The sequence below is a fragment of the Acidimicrobiia bacterium genome, from assembly GCA_009694375.1.
Lineage (GTDB): Bacteria > Actinomycetota > Acidimicrobiia > Acidimicrobiales > VFJN01 > VFJN01.
Genome location: SHVB01000020.1, coordinates 1 through 18,265 on the forward strand (window position 1 = coordinate 1; position 18,265 = coordinate 18,265).

Sequence of the window (18,265 nt, forward strand, 5' to 3'; positions counted from 1 at the left end):
GCCCGCCGCCAACAAGCCCGCCGCCAACAAGCCCGCCGCCAACAAGCCCGCCGCCAACAAGCCCGCCGCCAACAAGCCCGCCGCCAACAAGCCCGCCGCCAACAAGCCCCCGATGGCCCCGGTCATAGCTCCCACCATCAACGACCCGGCCACCGCCGCACCGGAAGTCCTCTCCTCCTGACCCGTCGACGCCTTGACGCCGAGATCGTCCGAAGAGGTCTGGCGCCAAGCCGTCAGCGAGCCCAAGCCGACATCGACGCGGGGCGTGTCACCGTGTGCGGTGCTCCGGCGAACAAAGCCACCCGCCTCGTAGCCCCCGATGAACCGATCTATATCTACGGTCCGCCTGCGCCGTACGTCGGACGCGGGGGCGAAAAACTCGCCGGAGCCCTGGATCGTTTCCCGGTCGTAGTAGCCGGTCGACGGGCCTACGACATTGGAGCCTCCACCGGCGGGTTCACCGACTGCCTCCTGCAACGAGGCGCCGCCTCGGTGGTGGCCATCGACGTGGCCTATGGACAGCTGCACCATCGACTGCGAAGCCATCCCAGGGTGGAGGTCCACGAACGCACCAACGTTCGCCATCTTCAACCCGGTGATGTCGGCGCCCCCGCCGATCTGGTGGTCGCCGACCTGTCCTTTATCTCGTTGCGGACCGTGCTGCCCTCGGTGCTGGCACTCACCAGTCCCGGGGCCGATGTGGTGGCTCTGGTGAAGCCGCAATTTGAGGCGGAACGGGTCGAGGCGGCCCGGGGTAAAGGCGTGATCACCGATCCGGCGGTATGGGCTCGGGTCCTGCAAGAGGTGGCTGCCGCGCTCGGAGCGCAAGGAGCCGCCATGATGGACGCCATGGCGTCACCTCTCACCGGAGCGGACGGAAACGTCGAGTTCCTCGTCCATGCCCGCATCGCGCCGGTCACCGGCGGGGGAGCCACCGCCGCCATGCTCGACGCGGCCGTTGCCGAAGCGGTGTCTCGCTGATGAGCACCGTGGCGTTCGTCCTGCACCATCAGCGATCCCAGGCCGCCGAGTTGGCTCGCGCGACGGCCCAATGGCTTGCCGCCGCCGGCCACCGCGCGCGCATGCCGCAGCACGACGCCGACCTTGCGGGGCTGGCCGCCCTCGGATGTGCCGATGCCGATCTGGCCTCCGGTGTCGCCGTGGCGGTGAGCCTGGGCGGCGACGGCACCATGTTGCGCACCGTCGACCTGGTCTCCGCCGCGGGTGTTCCGATCATGGGCGTGAACGTGGGCCAGATGGGATACCTCACCGATATTGAGCCAGCGGGTCTGCGGGACGCGCTCGAACGCTTCCTGGGCGGCGAAGAAGCGGTGGAAGAACGGATGCTGCTTTCCGTTCGCGTCGAACGTACCGACGGAACCACCACGAAGTGTCTGGCTTTCAACGAGGCCGTACTGGAAAAGACGCCGATGGGACATACCGTGCGTCTGGCGGTGGAGGTAAACGGGGAGTTTTTCACCACCTATGCGGCCGATGGTCTGATCGTCGCTACCCCCACCGGATCCACCGCCTACGCCTTCTCCGCCCGCGGGCCGATCGTGGCTCCCACCCATCGCGCCCTGCTCCTCACCCCCGTGTCGCCGCACATGCTCTTCGACCGTACCCTTGTGCTCGAGCCCAGTGCTGAGGTCCGCCTCGTGGTTCAGGGCCACCGCCCCGCCACCGTGAGCGTGGATGGTCGCAACCTGGGGGAGTTGGGCGAGGGCGACGCCATCGTGTGTACCGCCGCCCAGCAGCGGGCCCGTCTCGTGTCGAGCGGTCCTCGAGATTTCTTGGCGCGGCTCAAAAGCAAGTTCGGTCTCGAGGACCGGTAGCGGGGTGGCGGAAGTGCCACGAACCCTCACCTTGGGTGATCCCCAACGGTTCGCGCCCACCGCCTACGCTAGAAGTTCAGCCATGGTTCCTCGCCCCCACCCTGTCCTCTGCTGTTGCATCGTCCCCGAGGCGCACTGATGCTCGCGGAGTTGGCCGTGACCGACCTCGGCGTGATCGACGAACTCGCCCTGCTGTTCGAGCCCGGCATGACAGCCCTCACTGGTGAAACCGGGGCGGGCAAGACCATGGTGGTGGGGGCTATCGGCCTCCTGACGGGCGATCGCTCCGATGCCAGCGTGGTGCGGCCGGGCGCTCGCGAGGCCACGGTGGAGGGGCGTTTCGTGCGAGCCGACAGCGAAGTGGTGCTGACGCGAGTTGTGCCGCGTTCGGGTCGTTCGCGCGCCTATCGCAATGGACGCCTGGTGACGGCGGCCCAACTGGCTGAAGAGGCCGCCACCCTCGTGGATCTCCACGCTCAACACGCCCATGTGGGTCTGCTCACCACCGCCAGTCAGCGTCACGCCCTCGATCGCTTCGCCGGGGTGGATCTGGGCGATCTAGAGGCCGCCCGGGCCGCGGTGCGAACAGCCGAAAAGACCCTCGAGGCACTGGGGGGCGATGAACCCGCCCGAGCGCGCGAGGCGGAGTTCCTCCGCTTCCAGCTGGACGAGATCGCCCGCGCCGGGCTCACCGACCCTGAGGAAGACGACCGCCTGGCCACGGAGGAACTACTCCTCGGCGATATCGATGCCCTCCGCCATGCTGCTGCCGCCGCCGATGCCGCCCTTGGTACCGACGGCGGGGCACGCGACCTCATCGCCCAGGCCCTCGGTGCGTTGGCGCAACGGCCCTCCTTCGCCGACCCGGTGGGGCGATTGCGGGCCGTGGAGGTGGAGCTGGCCGACGTGACTCACGAACTGCGAAGCGGGCTCGGGGGCACCGAAGCCGACCCCGCCCGTCTGGCCATCGTGCAGGCCCGCCGACGCGACCTCACCGACCTGCGTCGTCGCTACACCGGCAACACACGAGCACCCCTGGCCGAGCTGTTCGCGGTGCGCGACGAACTCCAGCACCGTTTGGACGATCTGGAGGCGCACGCCGAGCGGGCTGAAGCAGCCGATGCCGCACGCGCCGCCGCCACCCAAGCGGTACAGATGGCGGCCGCGGTCGTGGGAACCCGTCGACGGGAACACGCACCCCGCCTGGCGGCGGCGGTGGAGGCGCGACTAGTGGAACTGGCTCTGCCCCGGGCGGCGGTCACCATCCATCTCGGGCCCGCTGATCCCGGCGACGACGTCGCGTTTCTCTTGGCCCTCAACGCAGGCCTACCGGCAGTTCCTCTAGCCAAGGCCGCATCGGGGGGCGAATTGGCCCGCACGATGCTTGCCCTGCGCTTGGTGGTGGGCGCGCCGGTGCCCACCTTGGTGTTCGACGAGGTGGATGCCGGTGTGGGAGGCACGGCGGCACGAGCGGTGGGCCGTTCACTGGCCGCGCTGGCCGAGCACAAACAGGTTGTGGTGGTCACCCACCTTCCGCAAGTGGCGGCCTTCGCCGACGCCCAGGTGGCCCTGGTAAAGCGGGATAATGGCACCACCACCGTCGTGCGAGCCGAGACACTGGGCGCCGAGGCGCGGGTTAGGGAACTGGCTCGGATGCTTTCGGGGCTCCCCGAAAGCGACACCGGCCACGACCACGCCGAGGAACTCCTCGCCACGGCCGCCTCGGAACGAGGCCGGTAGTGCGCGGTTTGCGAAAAGAGCGCAGGACAAGCAACACGGTAGAGGGCCGGGCGCGGGTGGGTAGGCGCACCAAGGACCTCATCAAGCGGCTCGAGCCCGGAGACATCGCCGTGATCGACCATGCCGACATTGATCGCATCGCCGCCGACGGTTTGATCGATGCTGGTGTGCGAGCGGTGATCAACGCTTCGCCGTCGATCACCGGGCGCTACCCCAACGGAGGCCCCCTGCGGTTGGTCATGGCAGGAGTCGCCCTGGTGGACGACGTGGGCCCATCGATCATGGATGCGGTGCACGACGGTTCCATAGTCCGACTGGCCGGCGGGCAGGTGATGCTCGGAGAGGCCGAGGTGGGGTCCGGGCACCTGCTCGGTGAGGATGAGATCACCCGGCGGATGGAGGAGGCGCGCGCCGGCATCGGACACGAACTCCAGCGTTTCGCCGAGAACACGCTGGAGTACGTGAAGCGCGAGGCGGAGCTCGTCTTCGCCCCCATTGTGTTGCCGAAACTCGGTGTTTCATTTGCCGGCCGTCATGCCCTCGTGGTCGTACGCGGCCTGGACTACAAAGCGGACCTGAAGGTCTTGCGGACCTACATTCGCGAGTTCCGCCCCGTGTTGATCGGCGTCGATGGCGGCGCCGACGCCCTGCTCGATGTTGGCTTGCAGCCCGACATCATCCTGGGCGATTTCGACTCGGTCTCCGTCGCCGCTATGAACACCGGGGCCGAGCACGTACACCACGTCCATCCTGATGGCCGCAACCCCGGTCACGAGGAACTCCAAGGCTTCGGCAAGCACTACGTGGAATTTGTGGTGGAAGGCACCAGTGAGGACGCCGCCATGCTCCTGGCCTACGAGGCCGGTGCCAAACTCATCGTGGCCGTGGGCACGCACGACACCATGGTGGAGTTCCTCGACAAAGGGCGAGCCGGGATGTCGTCTACCTTCCTCACGCGCTTGCGCCTCGGCCCGATGCTGGTAGACGCCAAAGGGGTGGCGCGTTTGCACGAATCCAACGTGCGCCGCCGCGATCTGGTTGGGTTGGTGGCGGCCGCCCTCACGGTGATGTTGGTGGTCATTATCGTGTCGAATCCGCTACACGTGTTCCTGGACGGCATCTGGCTGACGCTGCACGAGTTCTGGCTGAATCTCACAGGGACGTTCTGACCGGCTGACCGGCCAAGGAGAATCATGATCTCGTTCCGCTTCCATGTGGTGTCCATCACCGCCGTGTTTCTCGCCCTGGCCATCGGCATTCTGGTGGGTTCCACCTATGTCGATCGTGCCATCGTGGACAACCTCCAGAGTCGGATCGACGGCGTGTCGGTCAATCTGGATGTTCGTAAAGCGGAGAACGACGCCTTAGAGACCGAACTCGCGCAAGCCCGGGCGTACATCACCCCCAGCGCCGACTTCGCCGTCAGCGACCGCCTCACGGGGGTCCCCGTGCTGGTGGTGGCCATGCGCGGGGTAGATGACGCCGCCGTGGCTGAGAGTGTTCGCTTGGCTCGCCAGGCGGGCGGGATTGTGCCCGGTGTCGTGTGGGTCGAGCCCAAGCGGGACCTCGCGAGCGAGGAAGATCTCGCCGCCATGAACGAGGCGGTCGGCGGATCCGCCGGTGCAGAACCCGAGCAGCTCTGGGATGCGGCCTGGTCGGGTATCGCCGGGGAACTGGCGCAGGCACCGGCCCCGGACTTGGCCGGTGCCCCCGGTCAGCAACCAGGCACGCCTCTGCTGAGCGCCCTGATCAAGGCCGGTTTCCTTGCCTTCGATAACCAAGGCGATGAAACACAAGGGGTCACGACCCTGGCTGGGCGTGGGCCGAGAGTGCTGGTGGTAACCGGCAGCGACTTGGCCGCGGATGTCAGCCCGCTGGTGGTCCAGGCCAACGCGGCCGGCGGCACCGTGCTGGCCGAGGTCTTCACCATCGGGCCCGAGGGGTTGGCCCGCGGAAAGGCGCTGTCGGCCTCACTCAACGGGGAAACGCTCAATCGGATCGCCATCGTCGACAACGCCGATCGGACCGAGGGTCGTGTGGCGGCCATCCTGGCCCTCGCCGGCACGCCCAAAGTCATTCCTGGTCACTATGGCTACGGGCCTGATGCTGACGCGGTGCTCCCCGCGTGGACTCCGACGTGAAGAAGGCGCCCTTGGGCGCCTCCCCGAGTCCGGCTCGCGCGGCGGTGGGGATGGGGGCCGCCGCGGGGGTTTCCCGGATCTTCGGCGGAATACGCATGGTGGTGATCACCGCCGTACTGGGCACTACGTACCTCGGTAACACTTTCCAAGCCGCCAACAGCGTATCCAATGTGCTGTTCGAACTACTCGCCGCCGGCGCCCTGTCGGCCGTTCTGGTGCCCACCTTTGTAGCCCTGCTCGCTCGCAACACGCCCGGTCGGGCCGAAGAGGTGGCGGGGCTAATCCTGGGAGTGGCGCTCGCGGTCCTGGGCGTGGTGACGGTTCTGGGGGTCATCTTGGCCCCGGCGTTGGCCGCGTTGCTAACCACCGGCGTCGACGACCCCGAGGTGCGGGCCGCCCAGGAAGAACTCACTACCTTCCTTCTTCGCTTCTTCATTCCCCAAGTGCTTCTCTATGCGGTGGGCGCGGTGGCTACTGCGGTGCTTCATGCTCATCGACGCTTCGTACTGGCCGCTCTGGCCCCGGTGGGTAACACCATCGTGCTGATCGCCACGATGCTGCTGTTTCATTCTCTGGCGGGCCCGAACCCCGGTTTCGATCTCACCTCCGGGGAGCGTCTCACCCTGGCGCTGGGCGGAACGCTGGGCGTCGTGGCCTTCGTGGCCGCGCCCACGATTGGCCTACGGGTGATGGGCTTCCGGCTTCGGCCTCGCCTGCGGTCGGTTGGCTCCGACACCGAGGTGCGCCAGCTCGGGCGCCTCTCGGGCTGGGCGGCGGTGCAGCACTCCGGAACCGGGCTGCTTCTCGCCGCGGCGTTGGTGGTGGCGGGCGGCGTGGCCGGCGGTGTGGTGGCCTACCAGCTGGCCTTCGTCGTATTCCTTGCCCCGTACGGACTTCTCGCTCAGCCGATCTTTACCACGGCTTTACCACGCCTATCCACGGCGGTGACCCACCACGATCACCACAGCTTTCGCGCCACCTGCCGCTGGGCTTTTGATGCCATGGCGGTGGTCACTCTCCCCGCCGCCGCGCTGCTGATCGCGCTATCGGCCCCGGTGATGCGTGTGCTGGCCTTCGGCGCGGCCCAAGAGGCTCCCGGCCCCCAACTGCTCGGTCAGGCGTGCCTCGGTCTCGCCGTGGGGATCCCGGTCTACGGTGTCTTCCTGCTCCTCACCCGCGCGGGCTACGCCCTCGGCGACAGTCGGACGCCCGCCCTCGCGTCAGTGGGCTCAGCGTTGCTCGGCGCGTGTGTGATGGTGGTGGCCTTCGGGATGGCGCACGGCACCGCCCGACTAGCCATGATCGGCCTGGGTCACTCCGTCGCCTACGCCCTAGGTGCTCTCTGGCTCGACCACCGATTGGCTCCGCGGATCGGGCCGGTGCTGGCGGTGGGGCAGGTCCAACCCCTGATCCTCTCGGCGTTGGTTGGGCTGGGGGCCTGGGGGGCGATGGCGGTGTGGAATCCCGTCGGTCGTTGGTCCACCGTGGCGGCCCTGGCCGTCGTGGGGGGCACAGCCGTGGCGATCTACCTGGGCACCCTGCAGTGGTGGGGAGTGCCCTCGCGGCCGTCGGCCGCCCCCGAGGAGACCCTCGCATGAACGGACCTCGTGGCGCAGTACGGGCGTGGGGGGCAGTGGTACTCACTGTGGTGCTCGCGATGGCGACCGTGCCGTGGAATTCGGGCCGGCCGGCGGGGGCGCGCTCGGGGGAGGTCCCACGCCTGTTGGTGTTGTCGCTGCCCACCCTCGGATGGACCGATCTCTACCAGGGAGCCAGCCCCGCCATCGACGCGCTACTCGACGGCGCAGCCGTGGCGGCCATGTCGGTACGCGATGTGGACGCCACCACCAACGCCAACGATGGCTACGCGGCGCTGAGTGCTGGAAGCCGAGCACAGGGTGTGGTGCGCAGTGGGGAGGTGCTGGATGCCGCCGAGACCTACGCCACCACGCCAGCCTCCACGATCTTTGCGCGCACCACCGGTGTGGCGGTCGACACGGGGTTAGTGGCTCTGGGCTTCCCCCACCTGGTCAGCACCAATGCCGACCTCGATTACGACGCCCAACTCGGTGCGCTCGGGCAGAGCCTGGCGGATGCCATGGTGCCCAGAGCCGCCATTGCCAATGCCGATGGCGACCTCACCAACCGCGATGGTGTCGCACCGTCTGAGGCCGCCTACCAGCGCCAGGCGGCCATGTCGCTGGTCGATGAGACGGGTTGGGTGCCCGCTGGCGCCGTCACCGACGCGTTGTTGCAGCGGGATCCTTCGGCCCCCTTTGGCCTGCGGTATCAACAAAACGCGGTGGTGGCGGCCTTTTCGGCATCCTGGAGGCAGGGCGGCGTGGTGTTCGTCGAAGGCTCGGATCTGGCGCGAGCCGACCGCTACGGGCCGCTCGCCACTCCCGCCCAGCGTCAGGCCCTCCGCCAGCAGGCGCTGCGGGACACCGATGACCTAGTGGCTCGGATGTTGCTCTCGGTTGACTTCGCTCGCGACACCGTCTTGGTGGTGGCCCCGTACCACTCCGCTGGTGGGGTGGAACTAACGGTGGCCGGGTTGCGATCACCCGGGCAGGCGCCGGGCCTGTTGCGCTCCGCGAGTACTCGTCGGGCGGGGTTGGTGACCCTCGTGGACATCGCCCCCACCATCCTCAGTGTCTTTGGGGTGCCTCGGCCCGGATCGATGGAGGGGCGCCAATTCGAGCGAGCGGGCGAGGGTCCCGTCACCGGCGCGGCCCGGGCCGAGAGCCTGGCGCGCATCAACGACGCGGCGCGGTATCGCGATCGGATGGTGGCGCCGGTGGCCATCGTGTTTACCGTGCTGCAGGCGCTGCTCTGGGTCGGTGTCGCGGTGGCCCTCCGCAGCGATTCCGAGCGAACCAAGCGCCGGGTGGCGTTAGCGGCGTTGACGATGCTGGCCTACCTCCCGGCCACCTACCTCGCCGGCCTCATTCCCTTCGCTGACGCGCCGCCGCTCGCGTATTGGACCTTCGTCATCGGCATTTCGGTGATGCTCGCGTGGGGAGTCAGGGCGCTCGGACGCCGAGCGGCGATCGACCCTCTCCTGTTCTGTCTGGGACTAGTGTTTGGCCTTCTCGCGGTGGACATGGTGCTGGGCGCCCCCCTGCAACTGAACACAGTGTTCGGGTATTCACCAACGGTCGGTGGCCGTTTTGCCGGCATGGGGAACCTGGCCTTCGGTCAGTTGGCGGCGGCCACCTTCTTGTTGTGTGGTCTGCTCTCGCGCCGACTAGCCGGGCGCAGTTTTGCCACGGCGTTGGCCTTTGGCGTGTTGATAGTGGCCATCCTGATCGACGGCATGCCGATTTGGGGCTCCGACGTCGGGGGAGTGATGGCCCTCATTCCCGCCGCGGGAGTGACCGGCGCCTACCTCGTGGGGCGGCCCGTGCACTGGCGCTCGGTGCTTGGATGGGCCATGGCCACCGGGGTGGCCCTGGTGGGCTTCGCCGTCCTTGATCTGTCGCGACCCGCCGACCAACGCACCCACCTCGGACGCTTGTGGGAGGCGATCATCGATCGTGGTCCTGGCGCGTTTCAGACGGTGGTGATCCGCAAGTTGGGGGCGAACCTCAGTGTGGTCACCGGCTCGGCCTGGATGGCGCTGATCCCTCTCCTGATAGCCGCTGTGGTGTATCTCCTGTGGCATGCTCCCGACCGTGTACAACCCGTTCGGGACACGCTCAGTGGTTGTGTGCCCGGTCTGGCGCTAGTGGCGCTGCTCGGGTTCATGCTCAACGACTCCGGCATCGCCGTACCTGGGCTGATGTTGGGGGTTGTGAACGCAGCCGTGGTGTACCTCACTGTCGTAACCCTGGCCCGCGAGCCCATCACATGAAGAACCTGGTGCACTCCGGCGTACTGGTCCTGGTGCTCGTGCTCGTGCTCGTGCTGGCGACCCCCGCCGCCACCTCCCCTGGGTCCCCGGCACCGGGTCAGCGCATCGCGGAGGCCCCGCCTCCCCGCCGGGTAGTGGTTCTTAGCGTTCCCGGGCTCACCTGGAAAGACCTGGAATCCCCCGACCTTCCCGTCTTGACTGCCGTACTCAACGACAGCGCCATGGCCAACCTGGTGACCAAGGTGACCCACGTGTTGACGGAGCCGGGTGATGCCTACGCCACAATGGGTAGCGGCAGCAGGGCGGTGGCACCGCCGGAGGTGGCGGGGCAATTCTTCGACGTGGACACCCCCTACGAAAGCGGCACCGCCGGGGATGCCTACGCACGTCAGCAGGGGGCTGACGCCACCCCTGATGCACAGTTGGTGGCCTTGGGCTGGACCCTGATCCAGGAAGCCAACCAGCATGCCGAGTTCGGCGGCACCGTCGGAGCGCTGGGCGAACTCCTGGCCAAGGCGCAGGTGGAGAGCGGTGTAGTGGCCAATGCGTATGGGTCCGAGCCGTACTTGGTGGCTCCCTCCAACCATGCCGAGGCGGCGCTCACGTTGGCCGATACCTCGGGGGCTCTCCCGTGTGGGCGCGTGAACACCCGCCTCCTCGAGACCGACGCGACGGCGCCCTGGGGCGTGCGGCTGGATGAGGCGGCGGTGCTGGCCGCCGTGACGGAATGTGCCACCCCATCGTCGGTGGTCCTGGTGGAGGCCTCCGACCTGCGCCGGGCGTTGAGCTTCCGGACACGCGCCACCCCGGAGCAAGCCCAGACTGCGTGGGTAGCCGCCCTGCGCTCCACCGATGCGCTGATGGCCGGTCTCCTCCAGCAACTGGATCCAGAACGCGATGCACTGATGGTGGTGGCGCCGTTCACCCAGCCCGAGCCGGGATTGGGGGTCTTCGGCATCCGGGCCCGGGAATTCCCCCCCGGTTTCCTCATCTCGGGCACCACCCGGCGAGCGGGTTATGTGTTGTTGGCCGATGTCGCCCCCACCCTGGCCGCCTTGGCGGGAGTGCCCATGACAGAAGCCGGCATCGAAGGGCGCGCCATGCAGGCACGACCATCGTCGCTTTCGGGCCCGGACCGCCGCGCCGAGTTGGTTCGCGGGGAGGCCGCGGCCTTGTTTCGAGACAAGATGCTGACTTCAGCCACCTGGGCGTTGGTGATTGCCGTGAGCGTGCTGGCTCTGACAGCCGCGGCAGCATGGGTGCGACGCTGGCCGCACTGGAACCCATGGCTGGCCCGTGTCGCTCTGGCCCTGCTGGCCTTTCCTTCGCTCACGTATCTGGCCGCCCTGATTCCGTTCTACAGCTGGGGCGCCGCGGCCTATTGGCTTTTCCTCATCGCCGGTTCCGTGACCCTGGCGGCGGTGGGCTCCGCACTGTCTCGCCGCTGGCTCGATCCGCTGGCACTCGGATACGGACTCGTCGCCGCCCTCGTGATCGTGAGCGTGGTGGTGCTGGCGTCTCGGTTGCAGTTCGCCTCGGTCTTCGGCGACTCGCCGATTGTGGGCGGGCGATTCAGCGGTATCAACAACGTCACCTTCGCCTTCTTTTTTGTGGCCGGGGTCATGCTGGCGTGCATCGCCATCGACCGTTGGCCCGGCACCCTCGGCCGCCGAGCGATGCTCGTGATCCTGGGCGTGGTCGTGCTGGTTGATATTGCTCCCCCCTGGGGGGCCGACGTGGGCGGAGCACTCGCGGGCATCCCCGCGCTGGCGCTGGTGGCCACCGGTCTGGGCCAGTGGAAAGTTCGGTGGCGCAGCGCGGCGCTGGTGGCCCTGGCCACCTTGGTGATCATCGGACTACTGGCGTGGTTTGACCTCCAGCGGCCCAGCGCCAACCGATCCCATCTCGGACGCCTTTTCGAACGGATCGGCGAAGATGGCCTCACCGGGTTCACCACGGTGGCGGAGCGGAAGATGGAGGCCAATCTGCGGTCGCTGGGCACCAGCCTCTGGCGATTCATCGTGGGCCCGCTGGCCATCGCGGCGGCACTGGTGATGTGGGGCGCTCGCGACCGCGTACGAGCGGTAATCCTGGCCTTTCCAGCCCTGCGCCGAGCGGTTCCGGGCCTGGTGACGCTCGCCGTGTTGGGCTATGCCGCCAACGACTCCGGGATCGCCGTCCCCGCGGCCATGCTCGCCATTGCGGTTCCTGGGCTCATTTACCTCGGGGCCCGGGTTGAGGTAGAGGAGGCTGCGCCGTGACCAACGGACAGTGGGCGCTGGCGTTGCTGTTCCTCGGTGGGGTCGTGGCGGCGGTGCTATTGGAGCGAGCCGTGGCCCCCATCCTGTCGGCCCCGGCGTTGCTCCGAAAGAACTACCGCGGTCACCCCATCGCCACCGCCGGAGGGCTGATCATCGTGCTCGCGGTACTTGTGGTGGAAGCCGCGCGGACCGCGCTAGCGGAGTTCGGTCTGGGCGAGGAACTCAGCGACAGCCTGTTGCGGGCGATGGTCTTGTTCGCCTGTTTTGCCTTCGCGTTCCTCGGGATCGTGGACGATCTTGTCGGCACATCGGAGGATCACGGGTTCGCCGGCCACCTCCGGGCGCTGCGCCAAGGTCGAATCACCACCGGATCGATGAAACTCTTCGGCGGGGCCGTGGTGGCCATCGTGCTCACCGCTGCACCCGGCGAGGTGAGTGGTAGACGTTTGCTGGCCGATGCGGCGTTGGTGGCCTTGGCCGCCAACGCCGGCAATCTTCTCGACCGGGCCCCGGGGCGCACCATCAAGGTGGCGCTGGTGGCCTATGTACCCCTCGCCTGGGCGGCCGGGACATCCCCGGTGGGCCTCGCTCTCGCCCCGGTGCTCGGGGCTGGCCTTGGCCTCTTGCGAGCCGACCTACAGGAACGACTGATGCTGGGTGACACCGGGGCCAACCTGCTCGGGGCAGTGCTCGGCTTAGGCGTGGTCCTCGAGACCAGCCGACCGGTGCGCACGGCAGTTCTGGTAGCGCTCATTGTGGTCAACCTGGCGGCGGAGCGGGTGTCGTTCTCACGAGTCATCGCTTCGGTTCCCCCGCTGCGGTATCTCGACCGACTCGGGGGCCTGCACGCCGATCAGCCCGGGTCGCAGTCCTCGTCGATGTAGAGCACCCGGCCCCGATCATCGCGCTGGGCGACGGAATAACCCAGCGCCGCGAGCCCGGCAGGCAGGTCGGGGAGAGAGCCCCACCGTTGGGTGCTCCGCACCGCCACAGCACACACCTGGGGGTCGAAAGCCGCCGCCAGGATCGACGCGGTGGTGATCTGGCCCACCTCGATGCGAAGGATTGAGGTATCCACCAGATCGGGAGGGGTGGCCCGTCCGGCGCGCCAAACCAGCCCCGGATCGTCGCTGATGGCCAGGGCCCCCTCAGGCAGGTCGGCCAACAGGGCCACCACCTCGGCCGTGTCGCCTCGATACGGCTCCGGGTGCAGGAGGTCCCAGAGGTGTACGACATGTATGGGCACGGCCACCACCAGGATCGCCGCGAGCACAGACACCGGGGGTCGATGACGGGCGGCGAGCAGCGCGAGGGCCGGGATCAGGGCCGACACGTGAGGCCGCCAGAGGGGTTGTTCGGCGATGAGCACCGCCAGCGTGGCACCCAGCCAGGCCAAGAGCAGCGTGTCGGGCGAGGTGAGCCTTGCCTCCCCGGGTTGGGTCGACCGGCCCCGAGCCAGTAGGAGCCCTCCCACTGCGGCCAGAACGACCAGCACCAGGGGAAGATCCCGGTCCACCAGGGTGCTCAGAACCTTGCCGAGATTGGCCAACGGCGTGCGAGCGGCGGTGGCTTCAAGGTGATACCCATAGGACTGTTCCCATACCCGCCCCGGCCCCCACGGAAGCCAGAGCAGAAGGTGCGAGCCCACCGCCACGCCGGCGGCGGCCAGGATGGGAGCCACCCGTCGATGGGCGAGGAGCACCAGCGCCACGGGCACCACCACGGGGGCCAGCAGCGCCTTCACCGAAAGCGTGGCGCTCACCGCCAGACCCAGCCAGAGGGCACGTCGCAGGGTGATGTGGTGGCGCCACCGCAGGACCAGCAGCATCGTGAGGCCGGCGAAGAACAGCGCCACCCCGTCGGAGGAGAGGGGACCGGTAACCCACAGCACGCTGCCGCTGAAGCCCACCAGCGCAGCCGCCAGAATCGCACCCAGGCGGTCGGTCACCAGTTGTCCGGCCAGATAGGTCACAATGACCAGACCCACCCCGGCGAGTACTGCGGCCAGGCGAGGAGCGTTGGCGCCTCGCCCAGCGAGGAGGTCCGCCGCGTAGATCAGAGGTAGGTGCAGGGGGCCCTGGCTGGAAAACACGTCGCGGAACGGCTGCGCACCCGCTCTCATCGCCCTCGCCGACGCTCCGTACACACCATCATCGAAGGTGAGGTGGGTCCGGGCGGTGAAGGCCGGAATGCGCACGGCGACGGCCAGGATGACCAGCACGGCCAAATCGGTCCGGGTGGTGGAGCGCGATGAGCCGGTGGTGGAGGCAGTCGTCATGGAACCGCTTCAGGTTACCGAGCGCCGGGGTCGGGCCGGGATCGCGTCGATGCGCGCAGGGCGGGGTGGCGAAAGGTAAGGTGTAGACCCGTGGCTGCGTTCAACGATTCGGTCGCGGAGAATCTCCGATGACCAAACACATTTTTGTGACCGGCGGGGTGGCATCGTCGCTGGGCAAGGGCATCACCGCCTCGTCGCTGGGCCGTCTGCTCAAGGCGCGGGGTCTGACGGTCACGATGCAGAAACTCGACCCGTACATCAATGTAGACCCCGGCACCATGAACCCCTTTGAGCATGGGGAGGTCTTCGTAACCGACGATGGCGGGGAAACCGATCTCGACCTGGGGCACTACGAGCGGTTCATCGATGAGAACCTCACCCGGGATTCGAATGCCACCACCGGGTCGATCTACTCGGCTGTGCTCGCCGCCGAGCGTCGCGGCGACTACCTGGGCAAGACCGTACAGGTCATTCCGCACATCACCGATGAGATCAAGCGGCGCATCACCCGCCTGGCCAGCGAAGATCGCGATGTTGTGATTACCGAGGTCGGCGGCACCGTGGGTGACATCGAAATCCTCCCCTTCCTGGAGGCCATTCGGCAGTTCCGGCTCGACGTGGGGCGAGACAACGTCTTTTACCTCCACGTCACCCTGGCCCCACTCATCGTGGCCGAACAAAAGACCAAGCCCACGCAGCACTCCGTGACCGAACTACGCGGTCGGGGCATCCAGCCCGACGCCATCGTGGTGCGGAGCCAGCATCCCTTGGCCGAGGGCCTGAAACGCAAGATCTCCCGCCTGTGCGACGTGCCCATAGAAGCGGTGGTGAACGCCGCCGACGCTCGCAACCTCTACGAAATCCCGCTGGTCCTGCATGAAGAGGGTCTCGATACCGTGGTGTGCAACCTGCTCCGACTCGATGCGGGAGAGCCTGACCTCGCCGAGTGGGAAGCCCTCGTCGACAAGGTCGAGTCGCTTGATCGGACGGTGAAGATCGGCATCATCGGCAAATATGTGAGCCTCCAAGATGCCTATCTGTCGGTCGTGGAAGCCTTGAAGCACGGCGGCTTTCATCACGGTTGCGACGTGGAAATCGACTGGATCCAGGCCGAAGATGTGGAAGGACTGTTGGCCGAGGGCCGATTGCGGGATCTCGACGGCATCGTGATTCCGGGGGGTTTCGGGGAGCGCGGCACCGAAGGCAAGATCATGGCCGCCAGTTACGCCCGCCAACATGACATTCCCTGCCTGGGCCTCTGTCTCGGACTACAGATGATGACCATCGAGTTCGCTCGCAACGTGCTGGGCCTGGCGGGAGCCAACTCGAGTGAACTCGACCCCACCACCCCCTATCCGGTCATCGATCTCATGGAGACACAGCGGGGCGTCACCGACATGGGCGGAACGATGCGACTGGGAGCCTATGTAGCCCAGGTGGAGGAAGGATCGCTGGTGGCGAAGGCCTACGGGACGACCGTGGTGTCGGAGCGTCATCGCCATCGTTATGAGTTCAACGCCCGCTACCGGGCCCGCTTCGAGGAATCAGACTTCTGGTGCTCGGGTAGCTCGCCCGATGGCCGACTGGTGGAGTTCATCGAACTCCGCAACCACCCCTTCTGGGTGGGCACCCAGGCCCACCCGGAGTTGAAGAGTCGGCCCACCCGTCCCGCCCCGCTTTTCCGCGACATGGTGGGTGCAGCCTTGGATCGGGCCAACGGGCGAACGCCGCATCTCTTCGACCATGCCCCCGCCTCTCGTTCCATTACGGCGTAGTCGCCGGGTCCTGATGACCGGCACCTTCACCAAGCGGGGCGAGACACTCATCCACAACGGCTTTCGGATTCGAGTGGCGGTGGCCCGCTATGAGACCCCCAACGGGTCGATGGTGGAGCGCGACATCGTGCACCACCCCGGAGCCGTCGCGGTGGTCCCCCTCCACGAAGACGGCACCGTCACCCTCGTGCGCCAGTTCCGCACGGCGCTTGATGCCCACCTGGTGGAACTTCCCGCCGGTGTGCGCGATGTGGCCGAGGAAGCCGAGATGATCACCGCCAATCGCGAACTCACCGAGGAGGTCGGCCTCCACGCCGGTCACCTTGAACACCTCACCACCTTTCATAACTCCCCGGGCTTTTGCGACGAAGCCGTATCGGTCTTCTTAGGCACCGAGCTGCGGGAGGTACCCCACCACCCTCAGGGACCGGAAGAGGAAGCGATGACGGTGCTGCGGGTGCCCTTGGCGGATGCGGTGGCGATGATCCACGATGGGCGCATCACCGACGGCAAGACGGTGATCGGGCTCCTGCTGACCGCCGCCGGCCACCCGTGACCGTCGATGAACTTCACCTGCCGCAGCGGCAGATCCTCCCCCTGGAGGCCGAGGATCTGCTCACCTGGCTCACCGCCGAGCGGGGACGCTCGGCCAACACCATCACCGCCTACCGGCGCGATCTGCGCCGCTACACGCAGTGGCTCGACACCGAGGACCGCACCCTGGCGGAGGTGACTGAGCAAGACCTCGTGGCCTACGTCCATGCACTCCAAGACCGCGGACTGGCTCCAGCATCAGTGACCCGATCCTTAGTGCCGGTGCGGGCGCTGCACCGGTTTCTCGCCTGGGAAGGCGGCGCCAGCGTGGATCCGGGAGCCGACCTCGAACTACCCCGAGTGCCCCGCGGGGTACCGAAGGCCTTGAGCGAAGCGGAGATCATGCTTCTCCTGGCTTCCCCACAGGGCGATGGCGCCATCGCGCAACGGGATCGCGCCATCCTCGAGGTGCTCTACGGCACCGGGTTGCGGGTATCGGAACTGGTAGGGCTGTCGATGGGTGATCTCGATCTCGATGACGCGCTGATCCGGGCCTTTGGGAAGGGCGCCAAAGAGCGCATCGTCCCGCTGGGCAACCACGCCGGACGGGCGCTGGTGACTTGGCTGGGCCCCGGAGGACGCGGCCAACTGGCCCCGGCTCAGTGGGCGCGGCGGGGCGATGCGGAAGCGGTGTTCCTCAACGCCCGGGGGGGACGCCTCACCCGGCAGGGGGCGTGGGACGTACTGCGGCGCCACGGTCTGCGAGTGGGCTTGCAGGGCCGCCTCAGTCCGCACGTGTTGCGCCATTCCTGCGCCACCCACATGCTCGACCATGGGGCGGACATTCGGGCCGTTCAGGAGCTCCTCGGCCATGCCTCCATCAGTACGACACAGCTCTACACGCTGGTAGCGAAGGAACGGCTGTGGGAGGTGTACCGGTCTTCGCACCCCAGGGCATTGGCGGAGCGGTAGCCTGGGAAGGTGTCTGAACCCGCGCTTGAGAACTCCGCCCGTCGAGAATTGTCTGTGGAACGATCCCGCCTGGAAAGCCAGGTGGCCAGCCTCTCACAGGGAACGGGGGCCAGCCCCGATTTCGACGACAACTTCGCCGACTCCGGACAGGTGGCCGCCGAGCAGGGGGAGAACAAACTCCTCGCCGCCGAACTCCGGAACGAACTCGATGAGGTGGAACGGGCCCTCGCCAAACTCGACGAGGGGGTCTACGGATCCTGCGAAACCTGCGGAACGCCGGTGGGGGCCGACCGCCTCGAGGCCATGCCCGCCACCCGTTTCTGCATCGACCACGCCTAGTCATCCCGCTGATGGCCTCTACTGGGCACCTCGTGAAGCGCTTCGTGTTCTCGTTGCGTCCTGGCGGCCCCTCCGCCACGGAAACCGAATGGGTCCTGCAGCAGTTTCTACCGTCGGAAGTACCCCTGTGGGCCCGGATGTCGGGCCCGGACCGACGCCACGCCGCCGCCGTGGCCCGACGAGTTGAACGAGCACTCGGGGTCGAGGCCACGCGACCGGTGCTCGCCGCCGCCCTGCTCCACGACGTAGGCAAGGCCGAATCCTCGCTGCGCACCTACGGACGCGTCGTCGCCACCCTGTCGGCGAAACTCGCGGGCCCGGAAGCCGCCACGATCTGGCGTCGACAACGAGGAATCGCTCGCAAGGTGGGGCTGTACATGCATCACGACCGGCTCGGTGGCGACCTTCTCGAGATGGCCGGAAGTGATCCCCTCACGGTGACCTGGGCGAGAGAGCACCACCAACGCGAGTCGGCTTGGACGTTGGCCCCCCACATCGCCGCCGCCCTCAAAGCCGCCGACGACGACTAACCCAATC

At 67.5% G+C, this 18,265-nt stretch carries 15 protein-coding genes; 14 read left to right on the forward strand and 1 reads right to left on the reverse strand.

Annotated features, from left to right (window positions below):
- Nucleotides 1-177 precede the first annotated feature (177 nt).
- The 9 genes from EXQ71_10885 (at nucleotide 178) to EXQ71_10925 (ending at nucleotide 12,714) form a co-directional block, all read left to right on the forward strand.
- Entirely contained in the window at nucleotides 178-981 is an 804-nt protein-coding gene (locus EXQ71_10885; GenBank protein MSO88004.1) for a TlyA family RNA methyltransferase, read from the forward strand.
- On the forward strand, nucleotides 981-1,835 hold the full coding sequence (locus EXQ71_10890; protein MSO88005.1) for an NAD(+)/NADH kinase: 855 nt from the start codon (nucleotides 981-983) through the stop codon (nucleotides 1,833-1,835). Before EXQ71_10885 ends, EXQ71_10890 begins: the two co-directional genes overlap by 1 nt.
- 114 nt (nucleotides 1,836-1,949) lie before the next feature.
- Nucleotides 1,950-3,575, forward strand: a complete 1,626-nt coding sequence (locus EXQ71_10895; protein MSO88006.1) for a DNA repair protein RecN — start codon at nucleotides 1,950-1,952, stop codon at nucleotides 3,573-3,575.
- On the forward strand, nucleotides 3,575-4,744 hold the full coding sequence (locus EXQ71_10900; GenBank protein ID MSO88007.1) for a hypothetical protein: 1,170 nt from the start codon (nucleotides 3,575-3,577) through the stop codon (nucleotides 4,742-4,744). Before EXQ71_10895 ends, EXQ71_10900 begins: the two co-directional genes overlap by 1 nt.
- Before the next feature lie 24 nt (nucleotides 4,745-4,768).
- The gene (locus tag EXQ71_10905; GenBank protein MSO88008.1) at nucleotides 4,769-5,716 is read left to right on the forward strand and encodes a hypothetical protein; all 948 of its coding nucleotides are present in this window, start codon (nucleotides 4,769-4,771) and stop codon (nucleotides 5,714-5,716) included.
- Nucleotides 5,701-7,314 (forward strand): hypothetical protein, encoded by a 1,614-nt coding sequence (locus tag EXQ71_10910; protein ID MSO88009.1) that lies wholly within the window; start codon nucleotides 5,701-5,703, stop codon nucleotides 7,312-7,314. The genes EXQ71_10905 and EXQ71_10910 overlap by 16 nt, the downstream gene beginning before the upstream one ends.
- Entirely contained in the window at nucleotides 7,311-9,569 is a 2,259-nt protein-coding gene (locus tag EXQ71_10915; GenBank protein ID MSO88010.1) for a hypothetical protein, read from the forward strand. Before EXQ71_10910 ends, EXQ71_10915 begins: the two co-directional genes overlap by 4 nt.
- Entirely contained in the window at nucleotides 9,566-11,830 is a 2,265-nt protein-coding gene (locus EXQ71_10920) for a hypothetical protein (protein ID MSO88011.1), read from the forward strand. The genes EXQ71_10915 and EXQ71_10920 overlap by 4 nt, the downstream gene beginning before the upstream one ends.
- Nucleotides 11,827-12,714: a hypothetical protein gene (locus EXQ71_10925; GenBank protein MSO88012.1), complete on the forward strand. Its 888-nt coding sequence runs from the start codon at nucleotides 11,827-11,829 to the stop codon at nucleotides 12,712-12,714. Before EXQ71_10920 ends, EXQ71_10925 begins: the two co-directional genes overlap by 4 nt.
- Here EXQ71_10925 and EXQ71_10930 read toward each other — a convergent pair.
- Nucleotides 12,684-14,108, reverse strand: a complete 1,425-nt coding sequence (locus EXQ71_10930; protein ID MSO88013.1) for a phospholipid carrier-dependent glycosyltransferase — start codon at nucleotides 14,106-14,108, stop codon at nucleotides 12,684-12,686. The genes EXQ71_10925 and EXQ71_10930 overlap by 31 nt on opposite strands.
- Before the next feature lie 128 nt (nucleotides 14,109-14,236).
- Here EXQ71_10930 and EXQ71_10935 point away from each other — a divergent pair, with 128 nt between their 5' ends.
- The 5 genes from EXQ71_10935 to EXQ71_10955 are packed head-to-tail and all read left to right on the forward strand — an operon-like array spanning nucleotide 14,237 to nucleotide 18,258.
- Nucleotides 14,237-15,883, forward strand: a complete 1,647-nt coding sequence (locus EXQ71_10935; protein MSO88014.1) for a CTP synthase — start codon at nucleotides 14,237-14,239, stop codon at nucleotides 15,881-15,883.
- Nucleotides 15,852-16,439, forward strand: coding sequence for an NUDIX hydrolase (locus EXQ71_10940; GenBank protein MSO88015.1), 588 nt, complete (start codon nucleotides 15,852-15,854; stop codon nucleotides 16,437-16,439). Before EXQ71_10935 ends, EXQ71_10940 begins: the two co-directional genes overlap by 32 nt.
- 56 nt (nucleotides 16,440-16,495) lie before the next feature.
- A complete protein-coding gene (locus EXQ71_10945) occupies nucleotides 16,496-17,389 on the forward strand; it encodes a tyrosine recombinase XerD (GenBank protein MSO88016.1) in 894 nt (297 codons plus the stop codon).
- 9 nt (nucleotides 17,390-17,398) lie between these two features.
- Nucleotides 17,399-17,728 (forward strand): hypothetical protein, encoded by a 330-nt coding sequence (locus tag EXQ71_10950; protein ID MSO88017.1) that lies wholly within the window; start codon nucleotides 17,399-17,401, stop codon nucleotides 17,726-17,728.
- 11 nt (nucleotides 17,729-17,739) lie between these two features.
- The gene (locus tag EXQ71_10955; protein MSO88018.1) at nucleotides 17,740-18,258 is read left to right on the forward strand and encodes a hypothetical protein; all 519 of its coding nucleotides are present in this window, start codon (nucleotides 17,740-17,742) and stop codon (nucleotides 18,256-18,258) included.
- Nucleotides 18,259-18,265 lie beyond the last annotated feature (7 nt).

What these genes read in the sequence shown, in the direction of transcription:
- EXQ71_10890 (MSO88005.1), top strand. Translation starts at nt 981, where the DNA reads ATGAGCACCGTGGCGTTCGTCCTGCACCATCAGCGATCCCAGGCCGCC.
- EXQ71_10905 (MSO88008.1), top strand. Translation starts at nt 4,769, where the DNA reads ATGATCTCGTTCCGCTTCCATGTGGTGTCCATCACCGCCGTGTTTCTC.
- EXQ71_10915 (MSO88010.1), top strand. Translation starts at nt 7,311, where the DNA reads ATGAACGGACCTCGTGGCGCAGTACGGGCGTGGGGGGCAGTGGTACTC.
- EXQ71_10920 (MSO88011.1), top strand. Translation starts at nt 9,566, where the DNA reads ATGAAGAACCTGGTGCACTCCGGCGTACTGGTCCTGGTGCTCGTGCTC.
- EXQ71_10930 (MSO88013.1), bottom strand. Translation starts at nt 14,108, where the DNA reads ATGACGACTGCCTCCACCACCGGCTCATCGCGCTCCACCACCCGGACC.
- EXQ71_10935 (MSO88014.1), top strand. Translation starts at nt 14,237, where the DNA reads ATGACCAAACACATTTTTGTGACCGGCGGGGTGGCATCGTCGCTGGGC.
- EXQ71_10940 (MSO88015.1), top strand. Translation starts at nt 15,852, where the DNA reads ATGCCCCCGCCTCTCGTTCCATTACGGCGTAGTCGCCGGGTCCTGATG.
- EXQ71_10955 (MSO88018.1), top strand. Translation starts at nt 17,740, where the DNA reads ATGGCCTCTACTGGGCACCTCGTGAAGCGCTTCGTGTTCTCGTTGCGT.